Consider the following 24,419-nt stretch of genomic DNA (forward strand, 5'->3'; position numbering starts at 1 on the left):
GAGAAATCTAAGAAACTCCCCTAAAACAAAAACCAAATCAATTAATGTTTATTTTTATAAAAAAACCAGCAAATAATAAAATGAATGCATTGTTTTTTTTTACGATTATCCTTGCGTGTAATTATGAGCTGCGCCGTTGCGGTCGGTACATAACGAGCCGCATGCTCAGCGGCAGCGATAAGTTGTTGATTGGTCATAATCGTAAATACTCCAAGATTTGGTGCGATATCAGGCCCGTGACGTATGAGATTACCTTTGCGAACGGCCTCTCGAATGTATTTCTCGGCGGTGCTCCGGTGGAGTTTGAACATATTCATCACATCACCGGTGACCAGCCGACCGCGATACCGCGTTTCGTCGATGGTTACGTTTATGCAGGCCTCGCGCTCCTCGGGGGTGTTTGGTCTTGGCATCTCGTTACGCCCTCCCCTTAAAACCGTGCCAGTTCCCGTCTAAGCAGTGCGAGGCGCTGGCCCGTTCTGGTATCTCATTCGTCAGGCGCCGGGACGGACGCCCGCGAGTGACATGGACACATGTAAACGCAACATTGTCAGGCGCAAGAGAACCGGCAGCCTCAATGGATGAACAACCCAACTTTGACGCAATTTGATTATGGCCAGAAGAAGAAAAAACCCTGACGACAATAAACTGCCGCCAAGAGTTTATAAAACGAAATATTGCTATTACTACAAGCCGACGTCTAAAGAGAGCATTTCACTCGGCAAGTTAACAATGACAATGGCACAGCTGTGGGCCAAACACGATGCCTTGTTGCTGGAAATGTCCGACGTAATGACGTTCGAAAAACTGTGGCGGAAGTTTCTCAACAGCCCGGCATTTGCAGACCTGAGCGCGAGAACGCAATCGGACTACCATCAGCATGAAAAAAAGCTGATCGCAGTGTTCGGCAAAGTAAAAGCCGACAACATTAAACCAGAGCATGTACGGGCCTTCATGGATAAACGAGGTATGCAAAGCAGAACTCAGGCCAACCACGAGATGAGCAGCATGTCACGCACTTATCTCTGGGGTTATGAGCGTGGCTACGTCAAAGGCAACTCATGCCAAGGCGTGAGCAAATTTCCAAAGGTTGATCGCGACGTTTATATTTCAGATGAGCACTATTATGCAATTTATGAGGCAGCAGTAAAAAAGCTAAAAATAGCAATGGAGATCTCATATCTTTGTGCAGTTCGCGAGGGTGATATTTTCGATCTTCAATGGGGAGATATCAGAAAAGAAGGGATCTTTATTGAGCAGAACAAGACAGGGAAAAAACAAATTAAACAGTAGACTGACCGGCTGGCAGTCAGCATCAATATGGCGCGCGAATGGGCAAACGGAAACATGACGGGATTTGTCATTCCGGGGCCGACCGGCGGGCGAATGAATAAACGGACCTTTAACAAATGGTGGGTAGCCGCGAAAAGAGAAGCAGAGAGGAAGCTGGGTTGCAGCATAACCGGAACCTTTCACGACATAAAAGCAAAATCGATATCGGATTACGAGGGCAGCAGCAAAGACAAGCAGTTATTCAGCGGGCATAAAACAGAAGGGCAGGCGCTGGTTTACGACCGTAAAACAAAGATCACACCAACACTACAACCAACCACTGAACGGTCGGATTTGTGAAAAATATTCTACGAACATTCTACGAAGCCAAAAAACAAGGGGTTACCTTTCGGTAACCCCTTGTTAAATATGGCGGAAGCGCAGAGATTCGAACTCTGGAACCCTTTCGGGTCGCCGGTTTTCAAGACCGGTGCCTTCAACCGCTCGGCCACACTTCCGGTGTGAGGCGCACTATAAACATCCCTGAGTCTCCTGTAAAGCTTGAGTATGTTTATTTGCCTGAAAAATCATCAAAAACGCGTTGTTCGCCTGAAATATCAACACAATGATCATTTGTGCAGCACAATTGATGCTAAATCACTCAATGCTTCTTGATGTACATATCCTTTGTCAGGAAGTAACCCAAGCTATCAGGATCAAAACCGCCTACCCAAGGCTTCACAAGATGCGTACGCACATAGTGATAGATAGGGATAGCAGGTACATCCTGGCCCAAAATCTCTTCTGCTTGCTGATAGTATTTACCGCGTTCAGTAACGTCCTTCGCTTTCGCTGCATTGTGCAATGCTTCGTCGTACGCAGGATTACTGTATTTGCTGGTGTTTTCGCTATCGCCAGTACGGAAGTTATTCAGAAAAGTCGCTGCATCATCATAATCGGCAATCCAGGCATAGCGCACCGCGTCAAAGTTACCGGTGTGCATTGTATCGAGCATGGTTTTCCACTCTTGATTCTGCAATTTTGCCTCAACGCCAAGGTTTTTCTTCCACATTGAGCTGGCTGCAATCGCAATACGCTGATGGGTTTCCATGGTGTTGTAGAGCAGATTGAAACTGAGTGGATGAACATCATTGAAGCCGGCCTCATTAAGCAGCTTTTTCGCTTCCGCGAGGCGCTTTTCCCGTGGCCAGAAGGCGTAATCCGGCGAGGCGATTTTCACACCACCGATTTCCGGCTGGCTGATCGCCCATGCCGGACGCTGCCCCTGCCCCATCACTTTATCTGCGATGATATTTTTATCCAGAGCCATATTAAGTGCGCGGCGCACTCGCGGATCGTTAAATGGCGGCTTTGTGGTATTGAACTCGTAGTAATAGGTCGCCAGTTGAGGGTCAACATGCACCTGGTCGCCCAACGTTTTTTGCAACTGTACGAACTGGTTCACGGGAATAGTATTCGTAATATCGATCTCACCGGCTTTATAGCGATTAATATCTGCCGTTTCAGCATTGATAGGAAGGTAAGTGACTTTGTTTATTACTGTTGCTTTGTTATTCCAATAACGCGCGTTGCGCTCGGCAACAATGCGTTCATTCACTACCCAGCCAGTGACCTTATAGGCGCCGCTAGTCACAATATGTTCCGGTTTCGTCCATTTTTCACTGAATCGATTAACCAACACTTTATCCACTGGCACCAGAGAGGGATGCGCCAGCATCGGCAAAAAAGAGGCTGTCGGTTGGGTTAGTGTGATTTCCAGTGTCGAATCATCCAGTGCCTTTACCCCCAGCGTATCGGGAGACATTTTGCCTTGCGCAATCTCGGTCGCATTAACGATATGCATATTGCCAGGATAACTGGCGTACGGCGATGCGGTTTTCGGATCAACCAGACGCTGCCAACTCCAAACCACATCTTTCGCGGTAATGGCGGTACCATCAGACCAAGTGATACCGGGGCGTAGGTGGAATATCCAGACAGTGTTGTCTTTGTTTTCCCATTTTTCTGCCAGCCGAGGCTCAATGGAGCCGTCTTTTCTGACCGCCACCAGCCCATCGAATATGTCGCTGATAATATTGAATTCGACATCACTCTCCACTTTATGTGGATCCAGAGATGCGGGTTCGCTGCCATTGTTACGTACCAATTCCTGTTTATCCGCCAACTCAGTCCCAGCTGGCACCGTCGCTGCATAAGTGCCAGTACAAACGCACAAGATGCTGACAGTTAATAAAGAGCGAGCAATGTGATTTCGTGTTTGTTGTTTCATGTCCCTTTCGCCTTAGAAATTAATATTATGACAATGCGTTTACACTCTTAGCGTTCTAAAGGTTAGACGGCAATAAATTTCAGTGACATATAAGACACAAATATGGATCTCGCTCACATTTACCTCTTTACGCCATTTTTTGGCAGTTTCAATACTGGAACCATTGTCGCAATGGGCTTGACGTATGAGTAAAGATGGGTAAAACAGCTTTGTCAGTAAGCGAGTCTTTCCTAGACTCCAGTGCTAATTACATCTGTCATAAGAGAGTGACTCATGGATCGTCTTATTACTTCTTCGCGTGAACGCGCATCCCTGCTGAGCACGCACAAAGTCCTTCGCAATACCTATTTTCTTCTCAGTCTAACACTGGCATTTTCCGCTATCACAGCAACGGCCAGCACAGTGCTCATGCTGTCTTCTCCGGGTTTAATCCTGACGCTGGTGGGTATGTACGGCCTGATGTTCCTGACATATAAACTGGCGAACAAACCGAGCGGCATCCTGGCTGCGTTCGCATTTACTGGTTTCCTTGGTTATATCCTGGGGCCAATCCTGAATGCTTATCTGTCGGCCGGAATGGGCGACATCATCGGGCTGGCGCTTGGCGGCACTGCGCTGGTGTTCTTCTGCTGTTCCGCTTACGTACTAACAACGCGCAAAGATATGTCATTCCTCGGCGGTATGCTGATGGCGGGCGTTGTCGTAGTGCTGATCGGTATGGTAGCGAACATTTTCCTGCAGTTACCCGCCTTGCACCTGGCGATTAGCGCGGTATTCATCCTGATTTCCAGCGGCGCAATTTTGTTTGAAACCAGCAATATCATTCACGGCGGTGAAACGAACTATATTCGTGCCACTGTTAGCCTGTATGTATCGCTATACAACATTTTCGTGAGCCTGCTGAGCATTCTGGGTTTCGCCAGCAGAGATTAAACAAAAATCCTACGCCTCAAGCCTCGCTTATGCGGGGCTTTTTTTTTTGCTACACTCCCGCCGTTATTGACTGATGTTGTGAAAACCTATGTTGATCTTTGAAGGCAAAGAAATAGAAACCGATAGCGAAGGTTATTTGAAAGACACCTCGTTGTGGAGCGAAGCACTGGCGCAAGTTATCGCTGCAAAAGAGAGTATTTCACTCTCGGCTGAGCACTGGGAAGTGGTGCGATTCGTGCGTGACTTTTACCTGGAATTCAATACATCCCCCGCCATCCGCATGCTGGTGAAAGCCATGGCGAATAAATATGGCGAAGAGAAAGGTAACAGCCGTTATCTGTATCGCCTGTTCCCGAAAGGGCCGGCTAAGCAGGCGACAAAAATCGCCGGCCTGCCAAAACCGGTGAAATGCATTTAATAGCGGATACCGAAGTCAGGCCATTCTCTATCGGGTTGATATGGTTCGCTCAGAACTCTGTCAACCCGAGCACTGCGAGGTCCACCGGCTTTCAACCACTCAATTAATTTATCGACGTTTTCCGCCTCACCGCAGGCAACAACCTCTACGCTGCCGTCATCCAGGTTACGGGCATAGCCTGTCAGTCCCAACCGCTGTGCTTCATGCTGCGTGGTATAACGGAATCCAACACCCTGCACGACTCCGTGTACCCAGGCGATTGTGCAAACTTGTGTCATCTCTATCCTCCTTTCAATGCGGGCACATTGCATTTGCCCGGCGAACCCGTGACAATAGCGCCCATTTTCTTCAGTTTTCAGAATAGCCGAATATGAGTGTACGTTTAGTGTTAGCCAAAGGGCGCGAGAAGTCATTGTTGCGTCGTCACCCTTGGGTCTTCTCCGGCGCCGTCGCGCGAATGGAAGGCAAAGCCAGTCTCGGTGAAACCGTAGATATCGTCGATCATCAAGGTAAATGGCTGGCGCGGGGTGCGTTGTCACCCGCATCGCAGATCCGTGCCCGCGTCTGGACCTTCGATAAAGATGAAAGCATTGATATCGCCTTCTTTTCGCGCCGTTTGCAACAGGCGCAGCAGTGGCGCGACTGGCTTGCTCAGCGTGATGGGCTTGATAGTTATCGCCTGATTGCAGGTGAATCCGACGGATTACCAGGCGTAACAATTGACCTCTTCGGCGATTTCCTCGTAATGCAATTACTGAGCGCGGGCGCAGAATACCAGCGTCCGGCCATAATTTCCGCGCTACAAACGCTCTACCCACAATGCGCTATTTATGATCGCAGCGATGTCGCGGTACGTAAAAAAGAGGGGCTGGAGCTGACACAAGGTCCGGTTCTGGGCGAATTGCCTCCAGCATTGCTCCCGATTGAAGAGAACGGCATGAAACTGTATGTCGATATTCAGGGCGGGCATAAAACCGGTTATTACCTCGATCAGCGCGATAGCCGGCTGGCGACTCGCCGCTACGTGGCGGACAAACGTGTTCTGAACTGTTTTTCTTACACCGGCGGTTTTGCCGTTTCCGCATTGATGGGCGGCTGTCGCCAGGTTGTCAGCGTGGATACCTCGCAGGAAGCGCTGGATGTCGCAAAACAGAACGTTACACTGAACAAACTGGATCTGAACAAAGCGGAATTTGTGCGCGACGATGTATTCAAACTGCTGCGTAAATACCGCGATCAGGGAGAAACATTCGATGTGATCGTGATGGATCCGCCGAAGTTTGTGGAAAACAAAAGCCAGTTGATGGGCGCATGCCGCGGCTATAAGGACATCAACATGCTTGCGATTCAGTTGCTGAATCCGGGCGGTGTGCTGTTAACTTTCTCCTGTTCAGGTTTGATGACCACAGATTTATTTCAGAAAATCATCGCCGATGCCGCATTAGATGCTGGTCGTGATATACAATTTATAGAGCAGTTCCGTCAGGCCGCCGATCATCCGGTGATCGCTACCTACCCGGAAGGGCTCTATCTGAAAGGGTTTGCCTGTCGCGTCATGTAACTTGAATTTTGGAGCCGCGCCCCCACATTTGAGGGTATCTAAGGTTCCCGGGAGGTGACAATGATTGCCAGCAAATTCGGTATCGGTCAGCAGGTTCGCCACTCACTGCTGGGGTATCTTGGCGTAGTGGTCGATATCGACCCTGAGTATTCTCTTGATGAACCATCAGCAGATGAGCTGGCGGTAAATGACGAGTTGCGCGCACTACCCTGGTACCATGTGGTGATGGAAGATGATGACGGTCAACCCGTCCACACTTATCTGGCTGAAGCGCAGCTCACCAGCGAAGTCACGGATGAACATCCAGAACAGCCCTCAATGGACGAGCTGGCACGCACCATTCGCAGACAACTTCAGGCTCCACGCCTGCGTAACTGAATATACCCCGCATCAGCGGGGTATATTTATTTCGCTAAACCCAGCCGTGGGATTTCAATCGCCGGGCAACGATCCATCACCACTTGCAACCCTGCTTCACGAGCCAGCACAGCAGCCTGTTCGTTAATAACGCCCAACTGCATCCACAGCGTTTTCGCGCCTACAGCGATAGCTTCCTGCGCTACGCTCCACGCGGCCTCCGAGTTGCGGAAGACATCGACCATATCAATTTTTTCCGGCACATCAGCCAATGTTGCATAACCCTGTTGTCCCAACAGTGTGCCACCCGCTACTTTTGGCGAAACGGGGATCACATGATAGCCCTGATCCAGTAAGTACTTCATTACGCGATAGCTTGGACGGTCAGGTTTGTCACTTGCCCCGACCAATGCAATTGTCTGAGTCGATTGTAAAATCTCGGCGATATCGGTTTCTTTCATGGTTTCCTCCGGGCGATTTCACAAAGTGTAAATCAAACGGGCAAACTCGACCATTTTCCGTTTTTTTTACCGGCTTCTCTTGCAGCATCAGGCGCTTCCAGTAATCTGTAGCAAAAATCACTGATGGAAGCGGATTATGGAATTAACAACTCGCACTTTACCTGTGCGCAAACATATTGCGTTGGTCGCACATGACCATTGTAAGCAGATGTTGATGAAGTGGGTGGAGCGGCATCAGCCCGTGCTGGCTGCGCATGAACTCTACGCGACCGGCACAACCGGTAATTTGATTCAGCGCGCAACCGGGCTTAATGTGAACGCGATGTTGAGTGGGCCGATGGGCGGCGATCAGCAGGTAGGCGCGCTGATTTCGGAAGGTAAAATCGATGTCCTGATTTTTTTCTGGGATCCGTTAAATGCGGTGCCGCACGATCCTGACGTGAAAGCGTTACTGCGTTTGGCCACAGTTTGGAATATTCCGGTCGCGACTAACTTGTCTACCGCCGATTTCATTATTGAATCCCCACAATTCAACAATAGCGTCGACATCCTGATCCCGGATTATCAACGCTACCTTGCCGAACGGCTGAAATAAATACGGGCGGCCACAGCCGCCTGTACTCACGGTTTTCTCGCCACAGGCACATCCAGCGATTTGAGTATTTCGACAAAGCGCGATGGCTCCTCTTTATCAAAAAGTAACCAGACACGTTTACGTGCACGCGTTAGCGCGACGTAAAGCAGCCGGCGCTCTTCCGCATCAGGAAACTCTTCCGCCTGGGGCAGCAGCGCTTGTTCCATAATCGATTCACGCGCCGGCGCAGGAAAACCGTCTTGCCCTTCTTTCAGCCCTACCACAATCACATATTCCGCTTGTTGACCTTTGCTGGCATGTACGGTCATAAAATCGAGCTGCAGTTTCGGCCAACGGGTAGCGGCTTTTTCCAGGCTGGCGGGTTTCCCGTGGTGATAGCGAGCCAATACCAGGATCCTGTCTTCCGGTGTCGCATAGCCGCTGAGCTTATCAAGCAATGCATCAAGCTGCCCCTGGGCCAACAGTGTCACGGCTTTTTTATCCCCTGCCGTCAGGCTGTTAAGGGGTTTCGGAAGTTGCCAGGGGTTTTGTTGGATAAAGCGGTTGGCAACCTCCCCAATCCGCGAGTTGAAGCGGTAAGTGGTATCAAGCGCACAGAGATCGCCTTCGCCAAAATAGTCATGAAACGCGGTCGTTAGTGAGAGTTGCGCCCCACTGAAACGGTAAATAGCCTGCCAGTCATCGCCCACGGCAAACAAAGTGGTTTGCGAATTCTGCTTGCGCAATGCCGACAGCAGAGCCGCGCGTTGTGGCGAGATGTCCTGAAACTCATCCACCAGAATGTGTTTCCAGGGACTAATAAAGCGCCCTTTCTCCAGCACATTGATCGCCTGATGAATCAGCCCAGAGAAATCCACGGCATTTTCCGATTTGAGCGCCGTTTTCCAGGCTTTCATCAATGGAGCCATCAGCTTTATGCGCTTACTAAACAGGTCGCGGACTTCTTCCGGCGCACTGGCAATCATCTCCGCCTGCGCACCGCCATGCATACGCATCAGACCTATCCAACGATCTAATCTGGGTCCAATTCGCCGTTGCAACTTGTCGTCCTCCCAGAAATTCCCTTCCGGGACGTTCCACTCCATCTCCTCTTCAAGCCACTGTCGCCAGCCTTTCGCCTGGGCTTTTTTCTCACTGCACTGCTGGCTCCAGGTTTCTGTTAACAGCGTCAAACGCACGGCAGTATTGCTTTCCAACTCGCTTAGCACGGGCACTTTTTTGCTACCTTGCTGGATGATATGTAGCGCCAGGGCATGGAAAGTACGGGCAGTAACCTCATCGGTATGCAGTCGCTCGCGGATGCGTTCATCCATCTCCTGTGCAGCTTTCCGGCCAAAGGCAAGCAATAGAATTTGATCGGCGGCCGCCTCACCACGCGCGAGTAACCATCCCGCTCTGGCAACAAGTACCGAGGTTTTACCGCTACCAGCCCCGGCAAGCACCAATAATGCCTGCTCGCCATTAACCACAGCGCGCGCCTGTGCAGGATTTAACGGTGAAGTTTCAACCTGCTCAAAAAAGGCAGCGTATTGCGTCAACATCATCTCTGTGTAGGTTTGATTGTGCTGTGCCCGGCGGCCTTCCACATCGTTAAGCCACGCCTGACATTGCCGCCAAAGCTCGCGACAATTATCGAATTCCGTCAGGCGACGGGTTGGCATCGGCAGCGCATCGAATGCCTGGTGCAACTGGCGTTGTAAGCCCAGGACCTGTTTACGCGTTAGCCATTTGGCTTGTTCGATGCGCCCGGAAATGAGTTCCAACTGTGCGGATAACACCCCTGCCGCCACCTCGCTCATCTCAGCACTCCAATTGCTCCAGCGCTCATTGAGTAGATGATAAAAACGCTGCGTCTCACTCCATTCCGTGCCGTGCAGACGGACCACTTTATTATCAGCAAGCTGGAATTCCATTTCTCCCCAAACCAATCCACGTTTGCACTCAATTGCCAGCAACTGATTGAACGGGATAAGGTATTCATGCCGGTCGCCTGCCACTTTGATACCCGCGTTTAGTATGCTCGCGCGATCGTAAGGGTGTTGCGCCAGACGTTTTCCCAGTGAAGTCGCTTTCAGTTCCATGACTTATTGTTCTCAGCTTGTGACAATAAATGCCAGTTTACCTGTCAGAGAATTGGTGCTCCAGTCTAAAAAATCGTTACAATTGCCAGGCTTCTCTACTCACAGGATTGTACTGAGGTTTTATGCGTACCATTTTGAATATACTGAACTTTGTGCTTGGCGGTTTCGCCACAACGCTGGGCTGGCTGCTGGCAACGTCGGTGAGCATTTTGCTGATTATCACCCTTCCACTAACGCGTTCCTGCTGGGAAATAACTAAACTTTCGCTTGTTCCATGGGGAAATGAGGCAATTCACGTCGATGAGCTCTCACCGCAGAGTAAAAATGGTTTACTCAACGCAAGTGGTACTTTGTTGAACATTATCTGGTTTGTCCTGTTCGGCTGGTGGCTTTGCGTCATGCATATTGTTGCCGGAATAGCTCAGTGTCTGACCATTATTGGTATCCCCGTGGGCGTGGCGAATTTTAAAATTGCCGCCATTGCTCTGTGGCCAGTGGGACGCCGTGTGGTTTCTGTCGAGACGGCCCGTGCGGCACGAGAAGCCAACGCCCGCCGCCGCTTTCAGTGATGGGATCTTCTGCCCCTATGTTAAGTCCCCTGCTTCGCCGTTACACATGGAACAGTGCCTGGCTCTATAACGTCAGGATCTTTATCGCCCTTTGCGGGACTGCCGCGCTACCGTGGCTGCTCGGCGAGGTAAAGCTGACCATTCCTTTAACACTCGGAGTCGTGGCTGCCGCGCTGGCCGACCTCGATGATCGCCTGACCGGGCGGCTAAAAAATCTCATCATCACACTGATCTCGTTTTTTATCGCCTCAGCTTCGGTGGAGCTACTGTTTCCATGGCCGTGGCTGTTTGCTCTCGGTCTTGTCAGCTCTACCATTGGTTTCATTCTGCTGGGCGGGCTTGGACAGCGTTATGCAACCATCGCTTTCGGCGCACTATTGATAGCGGTTTACACCATGCTGGGTATCTCGCTTTTTGAGCAATGGTATCAACAACCGCTGCTTCTGCTTGCCGGTGCAGTGTGGTTTAACCTGCTGACGTTAATAGGGCATTTAGTCTTTCCGGTCCGCGCACTTCAGGACAACCTTGCACGCTGTTATGAGCAGTTAGCACACTATCTCGAGTTGAAATCTCGCTTGTTTGACCCGGACATAGAAGATGCAAGCCAGGCACCGTTATACGATCTCGCACTGGCAAATGGTCAACTGGTCGCCACGCTGAATCAGACCAAGGCGACCATGCTCACCCGCTTGCGAGGAGACCGTGGGCAACGTAGCACGCGGCAGGCGTTGCATTATTACTTTGCGGCGCAGGACATTCATGAACGGGCAAGCTCATCGCATATTCAATACCAGATGCTGCGAGAACATTTTCGCTATAGCGATGTGATGTTCCGCTTCCAGCGCTTGCTATATATGCAGTCTCAGGCGTGTGCTCAACTTTCCCGCGCCATTTTGTTACGCGTGCCGTATCAACATGACGCCCGCTTCGAACGCGTTTTTGTCCATCTTGATGCCGCATTGGATCGCATCCGCGTAAGCGGGACGACCAAGACAGAACATCTAAAGGCGCTTGGTTTTCTGCTCGATAACCTGCGTGCTATCGACGCACAGCTGGCAACTATCGAATCGAGGCAACCACAGCCCCAGTTGCCAAGTGAAACCGAAAATCAGCTCGCTGATGACAGCTTGAGCGGTTTCAACGATATCTGGCTGCGGCTACGCAATAATTTTGCGCCAGAGTCGGCACTTTTCCGCCATGCAGTTCGTATGTCAGTAGTGCTCTGTATCGGCTATACCTTTATTCAGATTACCGGTTTGCAGCATGGCTACTGGATCTTGCTTACAAGCTTGTTTGTCTGCCAGCCAAACTATAATGCCACTCGCCATCGTCTGAGCTTGCGTGTTGTCGGTACGCTGGTCGGCGTTGCTGTGGGCTTACCGGTGCTGTACTTTGTCCCTTCACATGAGGGACAACTGGTGTTGATTGTCATCACTGGTGTTTTGTTTTTCGCCTTCCGCACGGTGCAATACGCCCACGCCACAATGTTCATTACCCTGCTTGTTTTGCTATGTTTCAACTTGCTGGGCGAAGGTTTTGAAGTGGCTATCCCGCGAATCATTGATACCTTGATCGGGTGCGCTATTGCCTGGGCTGCCGTCAGCTTTATTTGGCCAGACTGGCGCTTCAGGGATCTGCCACGCGTGACAGAGCAAGCTTTTGATGCCAACTGCCGTTATCTTGACGCCATACTTGAGCAGTATCACCAAGGGCGCGATAACCGGCTGGCATACCGCATTGCGCGTCGCAACGCTTATAACCGCGATGCGGAACTGGCATCTGTCGTCTCGAATATGTCCTCGGAACCCGGGACTTCGCCTGAACTTCGCGAAACGGCCTTTCGTTTATTGTGTCTAAACCATACTTTCATCAGCTATATTTCCGCATTAGGCGCACATCGCGAACAGCTAACCCAACCGGACATCTTGCGCCTGCTCGACGATGCCGTTTGTTATGTAGATGACGCACTCCATCATCTACCAGCCGATCAAGATCGTGTGCAGGCTGCGCTTATCGATCTGTCACAACGCATCAAAAACCTGGATCCGCGCCCTGACAGCAAAGAACCGCTAGTTCTGCAACAGATTGGTCTGTTGATAGCGTTATTGCCGGAAGTATGTCGCCTGAAAAGTCAGATTATTAAGAATTAGAAAGGGTTAGCCCCTTTCTTCATCACGTCGTTGAACCAATCGATCAACTCCTGGCGGCGGTTTGCCGGGAGTGCAGCCTCATGGACCCCAACGATGGCTCCTTCAAGCGCAAAGAGCACTTTCACACTCAGTTGCTTGTTCATTTTCCGTAGCCTTAGCCAGCAAACTTTCGCACCGAGCATACGAAGCGTCTGCGCATCCTGGATGCCAGCTTCGTGAAGGAGAATCTCAAGCTGGCAGGAAAGATTGGGTAAATCACGCAGGCGCAACTGAGCTTCACGCTGCGCTTTTTCGCGCCGTGCCGCATCAAGTGCAAACGTGGAAAGTTGCAACAACAACGAGCGATCGCCCCACAAGCTGTCGCTGACAAAATAGTAATTTAACGATAACTGACGGCCCCTCTTGTTGAACATCAACAAGGGAGCTTGTTTGGCTACAGCATATTGCGCACTTTCATCACAGGCGCGTAAGTAAAGTTCCCCCTCTGCTACCATCGCGAAAACAATTCTATCCACTGACAGGCTATAACCACCGAAGTGGGCTCGATAGCTAATTTGCCCGAGTGAATTGAGGTATTCGCGAGACTGATATATCCGTTGATAAGACAGGTCTTCCATGATTTTTCCTATATAAATCACCAAGTAAAGTACGATTTTTTACGAGCGGATCCAGTAATCAGGAAAATAGGCAACTGTGAGCAGGACGGCAAGCGAATTTTTCATTCCGAGTGAGAGATAAAACAAAAATGCGAGTTAGTTTCAGAAAATGAGGTTGATCTTTGAACATTCAGAGGTTACTGTACATTTATACAGTAACCCACAGGGCTGGATTGATCATGCACACTGCAAACTATGCTAACCGTTCAACAACATTCGCTTCCGCACTCAACACATTGAACCATGTTGAATCCACTAGCATTGCTACCGGGCTGATTAGCGAAGTGGTCTATCGAGAAGACCAGCCCATGATGACTCAGTTACTTTTACTACCTTTGCTACAGCAGCTTGGCCAGCAATCTCGCTGGCAGTTATGGCTTACACCCCAGCAAAAACTGAGCCGCGAATGGGTTCAATCCGCTGGCTTGCCCCTTACCAAAGTCATGCAGATCAATCAGCTCTCTCCCGGCTTGACGCTGGAGTCAATGATTCGTGCTTTGCGAACCGGCAATTACAGCGTCGTCATAGGCTGGCATGCCGATGAACTAACCGAAGAAGAGAATCTGAGATTAGCGGCGGCAGCAGAAGAAGGTAACGCAATTGGCTTCGTTATGCGTCCCATCCGCCATGATCCTCTGGCTGCGAGACAGCTTTCCGGGATAAAAATTCACTCTAATTTGTATCATTGAGTAAATTTAGGAGTTTTCCTGGCATTATTTTTATCTATTACCGGCTTTTCAAATTTATTAGTGAAATACAGCGGCAAAGCCTGTGTGGCGTGGTTTGTAGATAATCAGTGTCGTACAGTTCTTCATCACAATTGTTAAATATTGTGTACACAAAGCCTTTTTTTTCATATGCCTGACGGAGTTCACACTTGTAAGTTTCCAACTACGTTGTAGACTTTACATCGCCAGGGGTGCTCGGCATAAGCCAAAGATATCGGTAAAGATATCTGCAGAGTTGTCAGTGAGCAATGCCCCCGGTGAAGGATTTAACCGTGGCATCTCTTCGAGATTTCCATGGCGATTTTTGGATGATAACGAGGCGCAAAAAATGAAAAAGACAGCTATCGCGATTGCAGTGGCACTGGCTGGCTTCGCTACCGTAGCGCAGGCCGCTCCGAAAGATAACACCTGGTATACAGGTGCTAAACTGGGCTGGTCTCAGTTCCACGATGTTGGTAACAACCAGATCCCTAACAATGGCCCGACTCACGAAAGCCAGTTAGGTGCTGGTGCGTTCGGTGGTTATCAGGTTAACCCGTATGTTGGCTTTGAACTGGGCTACGACTGGCTGGGCCGTATGCCGTACAAAGGCAGCGATGTAAACGGCGCATTCAAAGCTCAGGGCGTTCAACTGACCGCTAAACTGGGTTACCCGATCACTGATGACTTGGATCTGTACACCCGTCTGGGTGGTATGGTTTGGCGTGCAGACGCTAAAAACAACCAAGGCTTCAAAGATCACGATACCGGTGTTTCCCCGGTCTTCGCTGGTGGTGTTGAGTGGGCAGTTACCCGCGATATCGCTACCCGTCTGGAATACCAATGGACTAATAACATTGGTGACGCGAACACCGTTGGTGGTCGTCCGGACAACGGTCTGCTGAGCGTAGGTGTTTCCTACCGTTTCGGCCAGCAGGAAGAAGCTGCTCCGGTAGTTGCTCCGGCTCCAGCCCCAGCTCCGGAAGTACAGACCAAACACTTCACCCTGAAGTCTGACGTTCTGTTCACCTTCAACAAAGCGACCCTGAAACCAGAAGGTCAGCAGGCGCTGGATCAGCTGTACAGCCAACTGAGCAACCTGGATCCGAAAGACGGCTCCGTAGTGGTTCTGGGCTTCACCGACCGTATCGGTTCCGACGCTTACAACCAAGGTCTGTCTGAGAAACGTGCTCAGTCCGTTGTTGATTACCTGGTTTCCAAAGGTATCCCGGCGAACAAAATCTCCGCACGTGGTATGGGCGAATCCAACCCGGTTACTGGCAACACTTGTGACAACGTGAAGGCTCGTGCAGCTCTGATCGATTGCCTGGCACCGGATCGTCGCGTAGAGATCGAAGTTAAAGGTATCAAAGACGTTGTAACTCAGCCGCAGGCTTAAGTTCTCCGTCAGAAAAAACCCCGCCATTGCGCGGGGTTTTTTGTTGTCTTGTTTTTAGTGTCGAAGAGCCATGGCGGCTGAGAGAATTAATACCTACTCTTTCTCTTTACCCAGCAACGCCTGCAAGTCGTGTTTCAGCGTCGACATTTTCGTTGCATACTTTTCTTTATGCTCCGCGTCTTCAATCAACTGCACAATTGTTTCAGAGAGCGTTTTACCTCGCCGCTGTGCCAGGCCCGCTAATCTTTGCCAGACAACAAACTCCAGGTCGATAGATTTTTTACGCGTATGCTGATGCTCAGCGTTAAAATGCCGCTTGCGGCGAGCGCGAATGGTTTGCTTCATCCGGTTAACCAACGCGGGGTTCATATGTTGCCCAATCCAGCTATTGACCTGCACCGGTTCATTTTCGAGGGTCAACAATACATCGACTGCATCTTTAGCAGCACTGGCTTCTATATAGCGCGTGATTAATTCCCCTTCACGATGCTTTTTGACCAGATATTTCCATTTCCAGCCGCTTTCGAGATTTTCCAGTTGTTGATATTTCATTGCTTTCTCAACGTTACCGCGTAACTCAGTTCAGAATATCAGTTTTTTCTAACTCTGCTCAGAAGAAATCGCCACCTGTGAACCTTACCCACGCTTCCCAAAGCCGAAGCGCGTAATCCGTGTGTGCTGCACGTGCGTTTACGGTATAATCCCGCCTTTTACAGCCGACTAAAAAGACGACTTTGACCATTACAAAACTCGAATGGAACGACCTGGTTCCTGATACCGACAGTTATCAGGAAGTGTTTGAATCGTCCGCATTAGCGCGCGAAACGGACTTCTCACTGGCCGATACACAACCCCGATTACAATACGCGCTGGAGCAACTGCTCTATCCGCAGGCAACGTCACGCTTTTTACTGGCCAAAGCGCCTGAAGAAGCCGAATATCTGGCGCTCATTGCCAACGCTGCCACCCAGCTGATCCCTGAAAACCGCCCACTCGCGGGTGGTGAGTATCATATCAACGGTTCGACGATCCACTTCGAACCCTCTACTGACGCGCATTCTACCTTCGCGGGCAAACAAGCCACTGCTATTGCCGATTGGGTTGAAGCTGAGCAGCTCTTCGGCTGTCTGCGCCAGTTCAATCAGGAGATCACTCTTCAACCTGGTCTGGTTCACAAGGCTAACGGCGGCGTATTAATTATTTCATTGCGCACGTTGTTGGCCCAACCGCTGCTGTGGATGCGCCTGAAAACCATGGTCACGCAGCGCCGTTTCGACTGGGTTTCTTTTGACGAGTCGCGTCCGCTACCGGTCATTGTGCCATCTATGCCGCTGGATCTTAAAGTGATTCTGGTCGGTGAGCGCGAATCACTCGCCGAATTCCAGGAGATGGAGCCTGAGCTCGCCTCACAGGCTATTTACAGCGAGTATGAAGAAACGCTGCAAATCGCTGACAGCGAAACGATGGGCGTGTGGCGTCAATGGGTTGAACAAATCGCACGCGAGGCGCAATTACCCTCCCCGGCAGCAGATGCATGGCCGACATTAATTCGTGAAGCCGTGCGTTATACCGGTGATCAGGAAACGTTGCCTCTTTGTCCATTGTGGCTGTCTCGCCAGCTACGCGAAGTGGCCGCTCTGTCTGACAGCGCTTCGTTCAGCAGTGAATCGTTGCAAGCGATGCTCGCGCAGCGCGAGTGGCGCGAAGGGTTCCTGGCTGAACGTATGCAGGATGAGATCCTGCTAGAGCAGATCCTGATTGAAACCGAAGGTGAGCGCGTCGGTCAGATTAACGCACTGTCGGTAATCGAATTTCCTGGCCATCCGCGCGCATTTGGCGAACCATCGCGCATCAGCTGCGTGGTGCATGTTGGCGACGGTGAATTCAACGATATCGAACGTAAAGCGGAGCTGGGCGGTAACATTCACGCCAAAGGCATGATGATCATGCAAGCGTTCCTGATGGCAGAACTGGAGCTGGAACAGCAGATTCCCTTCTCCGCCTCGCTGACGTTTGAGCAATCCTATAGCGAAGTCGATGGTGACAGCGCGTCAATGGCTGAACTCTGCGCATTGATGAGTGCGCTGGCAGAAGTGCCCATCAATCAAAGCATTGCTATTACGGGCTCGGTGGATCAGTTTGGTCGCTCGCAGCCCGTCGGTGGGTTGAACGAGAAGATCGAAGGGTTTTTCGCGATTTGCCAGCAGCGCGAATTGACAGGTCAACAAGGCGTCATTATTCCGTCGGCAAATGTTCGCCATCTATGCCTGCATCAGGACCTGCTGAATGCTATCCAGGCGCAGCAATTCTTCATTTGGGCAGTGGACGACGTGATGGATGCACTACCCTTATTAATGGGCCTGGCATGGGATGCCGAGGGGCAAAACAACCTTAAGCAAATCATTCAGGAACGTATCGCGCAGGCAACGCAGCAGGATGCACGCCATCGCTTCTCGTGGCCGCTGCGCTGGTTAAATTGGTTTTCGTAAAACTGATCGGACTTGTTCAGCGTACACGTGTTAGCTATCCTGCGTCCGAAATTACAAATAAGGCTTACTGAGAACATGGTAGATAAACGCGAATCCTATACAAAAGAAGATCTTCTAGCCTCTGGTCGCGGCGAACTGTTTGGCGAAAAGGGCCCGCAATTACCGGCTCCTAGCATGCTGATGATGGACCGTGTGGTCAAAATGACCGAGACCGGCGGTAACTTCGATAAAGGTTATGTGGAAGCCGAGCTGGATATCAATCCGGACCTGTGGTTCTTTGGCTGTCATTTCATTGGCGATCCGGTCATGCCGGGCTGCCTCGGTCTGGATGCCATGTGGCAGCTGGTTGGTTTCTATCTGGGCTGGCTCGGTGGCGAAGGCAAAGGCCGTGCGCTGGGCGTAGGTGAAGTGAAATTTACCGGTCAGATTCTGCCAACGGCGAAAAAAGTCACCTACCGCATTCACTTTAAACGCATTGTTAACCGTCGTTTGATTATGGGCCTGGCAGATGGTGAAGTGCTGGTCGATGGCCGCGTTATCTACACTGCAGCCGATCTGAAAGTGGGTCTTTTCCAGGATACTTCTACTTTCTGATAGAGGGTCACACACCCGCTATATGCGCGAAACCTCCGCCATGCGGAGGTTTCTTTTCCTAAAGAGACAGAATCAGGCAATTACGGCCCTGTCTTCCATGGCTTCCCGCCAGCCTCCCAGCCACTCGGACCTTTGATTCAGGGTTTGGTAAGGACACATTTCCTTAGGGCGTCCGGTAATACCAGCCTGATATCCACGTTGATGTGCCCGTTCCAGGCGATCTCGTTTTTGTCTCTTCATGCCTCGTTTCCCTCATTATGTGATCTGGTGGAAAAGAAAACAGTGGTCACTAAACGTGCAGCCACAGGTCAGAAATACCTTGAATGAACCTTGCCGTCAATGCGCAAAATTCACGCCAGTGTCATAAATGTGAGCTACACGAAAGTTCATTTGTACAAAAACTGTGAACCAGCACAAGTAATGAATTGAGCATAAAGACAAAAAAAACCGCCACAGCTTTTGCCTGTGACGGTTTTTTCATTCATAAAATCAACTTATGGCAGACGATTTAGCTCAGCCGCGATACTGACCGCTTCCTGCTGCCAACCCTGCGCCAGCATTTTAACCATATTGTCATAACCATCCTGCTGCTGCTTAAGTTCAATATGGAATGGTCGTTTGATCAGCCGTCCCTGATGTTTGAGCAGCCATTCACCGCTGACAATAACCCGCCCGTCGTAGCGCCCGTGAAAACCCGTCACCGTAACATTCAGCGTATCTTGCTCACTGCCCAGCGGCTGCGATGCAACCACCCAACCCGGCAATTGGTTGCTGAGATTAGCCACCAGCGTGTTACGTAACTGCTGATCGAGCGGGCTGGCCCAAAGATTGTTATTGGCGATAACATACTGCACATCGCTGGTTTGATACACCACGCCATTGCCTGCCAGATAATCCGGTACTGACACCTGCTCAACCCACAGTTGGCGATTTCCCTGCTCCTGCCCGGTATTAGACTGCACCGTGGTGAGCGGCGGCGAAGGCAGTTGATAGTAACTTTTGTTATCGTCACCACTGCTACAGGCAGTCAGCAGCAACGCAAGCATAGCCAATGCGCACTTTTTCATTATTTCGCCCTCTTCGGCTGCGGATCGTCTTTCCCTTTCGCTTCGAATACCAGCGCGTTGCTCTTATCGTTAAGCGTTTTCAGTACCGGCTGCAGTTCGCGCAGCACCTGATCCAGACGCTGCATATCCGCCACCATCTTGTTATAGGCGGCCGACCCAGGCTGGAAGCCCTGCATACTGCGGTTGAGTTCGCGCAGTGTCGTTTGCATATCCGCCGGAAGTTGCTGCATCGACTGGCTAGCTGTCAATTTGTTCAGATTATCCAGCGTTGTTTGCAGGCGCTTAAGCGTTTGCTGGCTTTCCGACAGTGTATTTGTCGCCTGTTGGATCATAGGGTTTAGCGGCAGATTGTTGATCTTATCCAGCGTGTCCATCAGCCTCTGCTGGATTTGCGCCAGCCCGCCGCTCATGGTCGGGATAATCGGGTAACCGGCAAACTCACGCATTCCGTCGACCGGCGGCGCATTAGTGTAGAAGTCCAGATCCACATACAGCGCGCCAGTGACAATGTTGCCCGTTTTCAGCGAGCCGCGCAGGCCGCGTTTGAGCAACGCATTCAGGTGTGCGGTCATATCCGGATCTTCGCCCAACTGGTTAGCCAGCCGTTCCGGTTCAATACGGATGAGGATCGGAATCCGGTAATCGTCGTTCAACGCCTGCCGCATGCTCGATGTAAAGAACGGCACTTTGCTCACTGTCCCCAGACGAATGCCGCGAAACTCCACCGGCGCGCCGGGTTGCAGCCCACGGATAGAATCTTTGAAGAACATCAGGTAATCGATATGGTCGGTATAGAGCGAGTCCTGAATGCTGCGCTGATCGTCATACAGTTTGAACGCAGCTTTCTCCGCTACCGGCTGGCCTAAATCCATGCCATCCGGCACATCAAAACTGACACCGCCGCCAAACAATGTGGTCAACGAACCCATCTCTACCCGCATACCTGCCGAGGTGAGATCGACCGCAATACCGCTGTCTTTCCAGAAACGCACATTGCTGGTTACCAGCCGATCGTTTGGCGCATTGATAAAAAGCTGGTAGCTCATGGTGCGTTTTTGCGTATCAAAGGTACTGGTTTCGACCGAGCCAACACGATAACCACGGAACAGCACCGGATCGCCCGCAGCCAGTTGGCCGGCTTTGTTACTGTCGAGGATCACGCGGATCCCTTTAGCATCTGGCGGTGCCAGCGGCGGTGAGTCGAGCAAATTGTAGCGTTCAGGTGCATTGCCTTTCACGCCGGGCTGGAGTTCGATATACGCACCGGAAAGCAGTGTGCCCAATCCGCTGACGCCCTCGCGACCGATCTGCGGTTTAACCACCCAAAATACCGAGTCGTTATGCAACAGCTTTTCCATGCCGGAATTCAGCCGCGCTTTGATTTCAACGTGGGTTAAATCATCCGTCAGTGTCGTGCTTTCCACCACGCCGACATCGACACTGCGACTTTTGATCGTCGTTTTGCCGCCGACAATACCTTCCGCATTATTGGTAATCAGGGTCACTTCCGGCCCCTGGTGGCTGTAGTGATAGAAAAGTATCCACGCGCCAATCAGCGCAGTCACAATCGGGAAAATCCACACCGGCGACCAGTTTCTCACTTTCTGCACGTTGGCTTCCCCATTTTTATTCCCCATGTTCTAACGGCTCCTCATGGTGCGTTTGTGGCTCACGATCCCAGCTCAGGCGCGGGTCGAAAGTCATTGCCGCAAACATCGTAATAATAACGACCAGCGCAAACATAAGCGCACCCATCGCAGGATAGATATTCATCAGTCCGCCCATTCGAACCAGCGCGGACAGTACAGCAATAACAAAGACATCAATCATCGACCAGCGCCCGACGAACTCCACCACTTCATAAATAAAGTGCATACGCTCGCAGTCGCGCTTGCCGTGACCTTTCGCATCAATACACAGCCAGGCGATACCGATCATCTTCAGTGTCGGCACCATAATACTGGCGATAAAAATGACCAACGCCACCGGATAAGACCCTTCGCTCCATAACAGCACCACGCCGGCCAGAATGGTCGAAGGCATACGGTCGCCAAGCAAATCGGTCACCATGATCGGCAAGATATTAGCAGGCAGATAAAGCATCATCGCCGTCACCAGTAGTGCCAGCGTCCATTGAACGCTATTACGCCGCCGGGCATGTCCCCGGGTATGGCAGCGCGGGCAAACCGGTTGATCAATGGCGACGATCGCCGTGCAACACGGACAGGAGCGAAGCCCCTGGCGGATCCCCGGCACACCAACTTGAACATGTTGGTCAAGCTTCGGCGCGGGCGCGATATCGTCCCACAGCCAGTGGCGATCGACGCACTGAAACGCGCGCAATTGCAGCAGGCAAAACAGGCACCAGGGGAGAAAACTGCTGCCGATCCCCACATCCCCGTACGCCATTAATTTAACGAAACTGACCAGCACACCAGCGAGAAAGATCTCGGCCATGCCCCAACTTTTTAGTTGGAACAAGATCCGCGCCAGCGCGATTTTCAGGCGAAAATCCATCCGCACACGATTAACCAGCAGCAGAATAGTGACCAGGCAGAATGCCGGGACCAGTTGCACGAATAATAGGAAGAAAGTGCCGAGGCTGGCGTAGTCTTCCGAAAACATCACGCCGGGGATTTGCAGCAGCGTCACTTCACTGGCGACGCCTGCCACTTTCATATTCACGAAGGGAAAAAGGTTGGAGAGCAGTAACATAAATAGCGCAACGATCGCATACGCGGTGGGACGCTGCCGCGGCGCGTCCCACTCGGTTGTCAATGTTGTGCCGCAGCGCGGGCAAGCCGCTTTGTGTCCATGTTGCAACGGCGGCAACGCCGCCAGCATGTCACATTGCGAGCAAAGAATATGGCGAGTGGCGTTGTGATGTTCACACATACAGGCTCCCTTTATGCGCCGTTTTTAAGAGCCTCCAGATACTCCCAGCGTTCAAACGCTTCTTCCAGCGCCTGCTCCGCCGAAGCCATATCAGCTAAGACTTTCTGCGTATGATCGTGAGGCTGGCTGAAAAAGTTAGCATCGGCCACCTGTGCCTGCAACGTTTCCAGTTGTGCTTCCAGTTGTTCCAGCTTCTGCGGCAACTGTTCCAGCTCACGTTGCAGGTTATAGCTTAGTTTGTTCGTGTTGCGTTTGACAGTTTCGCCTTTGGCAGCAGGCGCTTCCGCGCTTTTTTGCGCAGCGGCCTGTTTATAGGCTTGCGAAGCGCTCTGCTGGCCACGGGCGTCATGGTAACCGCCAACATACTGGCCGATACGGCCCTGACCTTCAAAAATCCAGCATTCGGTCACGGTATTATCAACAAACTGACGATCGTGGCTCACCAGCAACACGGTGCCCTGATAGCTGTCGATCAACTCCTCCAACAGTTCCAACGTTTCGACGTCCAGGTCGTTGGTCGGTTCATCGAGAATCAGCAAGTTGCTGGGTTTGAGGAACAGACGCGCCAACAGCAAACGGTTACGTTCCCCGCCAGAGAGCGCACGCACCGGCGTCATTGCCCGTTTCGGGTGGAACAGGAAGTCCTGCAGATACCCCAAAATGTGGCGCGGCTTACCGTTGACCAGCACTTCCTGCTTCCCTTCCGCGAGGTTATCCATCACGGTTTTATCAGGATCCAGCTCAGCACGGTGCTGATCGAAATAAGCCACTTCCAGCTTGGTACCGACGTGAACACGTCCGCTGTCTGCTTTCAGTTGATCCAGCATCAGTTTCAACAGTGTGGTTTTGCCGCAGCCGTTCGGGCCAATCAAAGCAATTTTGTCGCCGCGCAGCACCTGCGTAGAGAAATCATGCACCAGCACTTTTCCATCAACGCCGTAGTTAACGTGTTCCATCTCGAAGACAATCTTGCCGGAGCGGGACGCTTCTTCGACCTGCATTTTCGCACTGCCCATCACTTCGCGACGTTCGCTTCGCTCGTGGCGCATCGCTTTCAGTGCGCGAACGCGCCCTTCGTTACGGGTACGACGTGCCTTAATGCCCTGGCGGATCCACACTTCTTCTTGCGCCAGCTTGCGATCGAACTCGGCATTTTGCAGCTCTTCCACGCGCAGCATTTCTTCTTTTTCCAGCAAATACTGATCGTAATTGCCCGGATAAGAGACCAATTTGCCGCGATCGAGATCGACAATGCGCGTCGCCATATTGCGGATAAACGAACGGTCGTGCGAGATAAAGATAATGGTGCCGCCAAACGACTTCAGGAAACCTTCCAGCCAGTCGATGGTTTCGATGTCCAGATGGTTAGTCGGTTCGTCGAGCAGCAACACGCGCGGCCCACTCACCAGCGCACGCCCGAGCGCCGCCTTACGCAGCCACCCGCCGGAAAGCGCAGAGAGCGACATATCTGCCGTCAGCCCCAGTTGCGCCAGCACTTCGTTAATCCGGTTTTCCAGCTGCCACAGGCCGTGGTGATCCAGCATTTCCTGCACCCGCGCCAGCTCGGCGAGGTTTTTATCGCTCGGATCGCTCATCACCAGATGGGAAACTTCGTGATAACGCTTCAGGTACTCTGCCTGCTCTTCAATACCTTCGGCAACGAAATCGTAGACACTTCCGCTGACGTTACGAGGCGGATCCTGTTGCAGGCGCGCCACGACTAAATCTTGTTCATACACAATGCGACCATCGTCCAGGTTAATTTCCCGGTTGAGGATCTTCATCAGTGTCGATTTACCCGCGCCGTTACGTCCGACCAGACAGACGCGTTCGTTTTCTTCGATATGCAGCTCTGCATTATCGAGAAGCGGTGCGTCGCTGAACGACAGCCATGCGCCATGCATACTGATTAATGACATTTATTT

At 51.4% G+C, this 24,419-nt stretch carries 24 protein-coding genes, 1 tRNA gene and 1 pseudogene; 13 read left to right on the forward strand and 13 right to left on the reverse strand.

Going from position 1 to position 24,419, the window contains the following annotated elements; genetic code table 11:
- Positions 1-41: 41 nt before the first annotated feature.
- Complete coding sequence (locus tag AAEY27_RS14025) at positions 42-413, reverse strand: DUF977 family protein (protein WP_342321226.1); 372 nt, start codon at positions 411-413, stop codon at positions 42-44.
- On the opposite strand from AAEY27_RS14025, the gene AAEY27_RS14030 reads away from it, so the two are divergent.
- Together AAEY27_RS14030 and AAEY27_RS14035 are read left to right on the forward strand one after the other, a co-directional pair.
- On the forward strand, positions 407-610 hold the full coding sequence (locus tag AAEY27_RS14030; protein ID WP_425294637.1) for a DUF4224 domain-containing protein: 204 nt from the start codon (positions 407-409) through the stop codon (positions 608-610). The genes AAEY27_RS14025 and AAEY27_RS14030 overlap by 7 nt on opposite strands.
- Before the next feature lie 2 nt (positions 611-612).
- Positions 613-1,632, forward strand: a pseudogene (locus AAEY27_RS14035) (tyrosine-type recombinase/integrase).
- A 70-nt stretch (positions 1,633-1,702) separates the two neighbouring features.
- Here AAEY27_RS14035 and AAEY27_RS14040 read toward each other — a convergent pair.
- Together AAEY27_RS14040 and AAEY27_RS14045 are read right to left on the reverse strand one after the other, a co-directional pair.
- A tRNA-Ser gene (locus AAEY27_RS14040) sits at positions 1,703-1,790 on the reverse strand.
- Between the two features lie 143 nt (positions 1,791-1,933).
- Positions 1,934-3,562 carry an ABC transporter substrate-binding protein gene (locus AAEY27_RS14045; RefSeq protein ID WP_342321228.1) on the reverse strand — a complete coding sequence of 543 codons (1,629 nt, stop codon included), beginning with the start codon at positions 3,560-3,562 and terminating at the stop codon, positions 1,934-1,936.
- A 273-nt stretch (positions 3,563-3,835) separates the two neighbouring features.
- On the opposite strand from AAEY27_RS14045, the gene yccA reads away from it, so the two are divergent.
- Complete coding sequence (gene yccA, locus AAEY27_RS14050) at positions 3,836-4,495, forward strand: FtsH protease modulator YccA (protein WP_342321229.1); 660 nt, start codon at positions 3,836-3,838, stop codon at positions 4,493-4,495.
- Positions 4,496-4,583: 88 nt separating this feature from the next.
- Positions 4,584-4,913, forward strand: a complete 330-nt coding sequence (tusE, locus tag AAEY27_RS14055) for a sulfurtransferase TusE (protein WP_342321231.1) — start codon at positions 4,584-4,586, stop codon at positions 4,911-4,913.
- Here tusE and yccX read toward each other — a convergent pair.
- Positions 4,910-5,191 (reverse strand): acylphosphatase, encoded by a 282-nt coding sequence (yccX, locus tag AAEY27_RS14060; RefSeq protein ID WP_342321233.1) that lies wholly within the window; start codon positions 5,189-5,191, stop codon positions 4,910-4,912. The two genes, tusE and yccX, sit on opposite strands and share 4 nt — an antisense overlap.
- A gap of 92 nt (positions 5,192-5,283) precedes the next feature.
- On the opposite strand from yccX, the gene rlmI reads away from it, so the two are divergent.
- On the forward strand, positions 5,284-6,474 hold the full coding sequence (gene rlmI, locus AAEY27_RS14065) for a 23S rRNA (cytosine(1962)-C(5))-methyltransferase RlmI (protein ID WP_342321234.1): 1,191 nt from the start codon (positions 5,284-5,286) through the stop codon (positions 6,472-6,474).
- A gap of 60 nt (positions 6,475-6,534) precedes the next feature.
- On the forward strand, positions 6,535-6,852 hold the full coding sequence (hspQ, locus tag AAEY27_RS14070; RefSeq protein ID WP_342321235.1) for a heat shock protein HspQ: 318 nt from the start codon (positions 6,535-6,537) through the stop codon (positions 6,850-6,852).
- 26 nt (positions 6,853-6,878) lie between these two features.
- Here hspQ and AAEY27_RS14075 read toward each other — a convergent pair whose 3' ends face one another.
- Positions 6,879-7,292 (reverse strand): CoA-binding protein, encoded by a 414-nt coding sequence (locus AAEY27_RS14075; protein ID WP_342321236.1) that lies wholly within the window; start codon positions 7,290-7,292, stop codon positions 6,879-6,881.
- A 136-nt stretch (positions 7,293-7,428) separates the two neighbouring features.
- Here AAEY27_RS14075 and mgsA point away from each other — a divergent pair, with 136 nt between their 5' ends.
- A complete protein-coding gene (gene mgsA / locus AAEY27_RS14080; protein WP_342321238.1) occupies positions 7,429-7,887 on the forward strand; it encodes a methylglyoxal synthase in 459 nt (152 codons plus the stop codon).
- Positions 7,888-7,913: 26 nt separating this feature from the next.
- On the opposite strand, the gene helD is transcribed toward mgsA, so the two are convergent.
- Positions 7,914-9,968 carry a DNA helicase IV gene (helD, locus tag AAEY27_RS14085; protein ID WP_342321239.1) on the reverse strand — a complete coding sequence of 685 codons (2,055 nt, stop codon included), beginning with the start codon at positions 9,966-9,968 and terminating at the stop codon, positions 7,914-7,916.
- 122 nt (positions 9,969-10,090) lie between these two features.
- Here helD and AAEY27_RS14090 point away from each other — a divergent pair, with 122 nt between their 5' ends.
- Positions 10,091-10,537: a YccF domain-containing protein gene (locus tag AAEY27_RS14090; RefSeq protein WP_342321240.1), complete on the forward strand. Its 447-nt coding sequence runs from the start codon at positions 10,091-10,093 to the stop codon at positions 10,535-10,537.
- A gap of 17 nt (positions 10,538-10,554) precedes the next feature.
- Entirely contained in the window at positions 10,555-12,687 is a 2,133-nt protein-coding gene (yccS, locus tag AAEY27_RS14095) for a YccS family putative transporter (RefSeq protein WP_342321241.1), read from the forward strand.
- Here yccS and AAEY27_RS14100 read toward each other — a convergent pair.
- Entirely contained in the window at positions 12,684-13,304 is a 621-nt protein-coding gene (locus tag AAEY27_RS14100) for a TfoX/Sxy family DNA transformation protein (RefSeq protein ID WP_342321242.1), read from the reverse strand. The genes yccS and AAEY27_RS14100 overlap by 4 nt on opposite strands.
- A gap of 218 nt (positions 13,305-13,522) precedes the next feature.
- Between AAEY27_RS14100 and sulA the strand changes: the two genes are divergently transcribed.
- Both sulA and ompA read left to right on the forward strand, forming a co-directional pair.
- Positions 13,523-14,032 (forward strand): SOS-induced cell division inhibitor SulA, encoded by a 510-nt coding sequence (gene sulA / locus AAEY27_RS14105; RefSeq protein ID WP_342321243.1) that lies wholly within the window; start codon positions 13,523-13,525, stop codon positions 14,030-14,032.
- 367 nt (positions 14,033-14,399) lie between these two features.
- Complete coding sequence (ompA, locus tag AAEY27_RS14110; protein ID WP_342321244.1) at positions 14,400-15,449, forward strand: porin OmpA; 1,050 nt, start codon at positions 14,400-14,402, stop codon at positions 15,447-15,449.
- Positions 15,450-15,542: 93 nt separating this feature from the next.
- On the opposite strand, the gene matP is transcribed toward ompA, so the two are convergent.
- Positions 15,543-16,001 carry a macrodomain Ter protein MatP gene (matP, locus tag AAEY27_RS14115; protein ID WP_342321246.1) on the reverse strand — a complete coding sequence of 153 codons (459 nt, stop codon included), beginning with the start codon at positions 15,999-16,001 and terminating at the stop codon, positions 15,543-15,545.
- Positions 16,002-16,183: 182 nt separating this feature from the next.
- On the opposite strand from matP, the gene AAEY27_RS14120 reads away from it, so the two are divergent.
- Together AAEY27_RS14120 and fabA are read left to right on the forward strand one after the other, a co-directional pair.
- Positions 16,184-17,938 carry a Lon protease family protein gene (locus AAEY27_RS14120; RefSeq protein WP_342321247.1) on the forward strand — a complete coding sequence of 585 codons (1,755 nt, stop codon included), beginning with the start codon at positions 16,184-16,186 and terminating at the stop codon, positions 17,936-17,938.
- Positions 17,939-18,013: 75 nt separating this feature from the next.
- Complete coding sequence (gene fabA, locus AAEY27_RS14125; RefSeq protein WP_342321248.1) at positions 18,014-18,532, forward strand: bifunctional 3-hydroxydecanoyl-ACP dehydratase/trans-2-decenoyl-ACP isomerase; 519 nt, start codon at positions 18,014-18,016, stop codon at positions 18,530-18,532.
- Positions 18,533-18,604: 72 nt separating this feature from the next.
- Here fabA and rmf read toward each other — a convergent pair whose 3' ends face one another.
- The 5 genes from rmf to AAEY27_RS14150 form a co-directional block, all read right to left on the reverse strand.
- Positions 18,605-18,772, reverse strand: a complete 168-nt coding sequence (gene rmf, locus AAEY27_RS14130) for a ribosome modulation factor (protein WP_017456222.1) — start codon at positions 18,770-18,772, stop codon at positions 18,605-18,607.
- Positions 18,773-19,026: 254 nt separating this feature from the next.
- Positions 19,027-19,599, reverse strand: a complete 573-nt coding sequence (gene pqiC, locus AAEY27_RS14135) for a membrane integrity-associated transporter subunit PqiC (RefSeq protein WP_342321250.1) — start codon at positions 19,597-19,599, stop codon at positions 19,027-19,029.
- Positions 19,599-21,236 carry an intermembrane transport protein PqiB gene (gene pqiB / locus AAEY27_RS14140; protein WP_342321251.1) on the reverse strand — a complete coding sequence of 546 codons (1,638 nt, stop codon included), beginning with the start codon at positions 21,234-21,236 and terminating at the stop codon, positions 19,599-19,601. Before pqiB ends, pqiC begins: the two co-directional genes overlap by 1 nt.
- The gene (gene pqiA / locus AAEY27_RS14145) at positions 21,226-22,494 is read right to left on the reverse strand and encodes a membrane integrity-associated transporter subunit PqiA (RefSeq protein ID WP_342321253.1); all 1,269 of its coding nucleotides are present in this window, start codon (positions 22,492-22,494) and stop codon (positions 21,226-21,228) included. Before pqiA ends, pqiB begins: the two co-directional genes overlap by 11 nt.
- Positions 22,495-22,505: 11 nt before the next feature.
- Positions 22,506-24,413: an ABC transporter ATP-binding protein gene (locus tag AAEY27_RS14150; protein WP_342321254.1), complete on the reverse strand. Its 1,908-nt coding sequence runs from the start codon at positions 24,411-24,413 to the stop codon at positions 22,506-22,508.
- Positions 24,414-24,419 lie beyond the last annotated feature (6 nt).

Origin of the sequence: Kosakonia sp. BYX6, from assembly GCF_038449125.1 — a bacterium.
Classification (GTDB): Bacteria; Pseudomonadota; Gammaproteobacteria; order Enterobacterales; family Enterobacteriaceae; genus Kosakonia; species Kosakonia calanthes.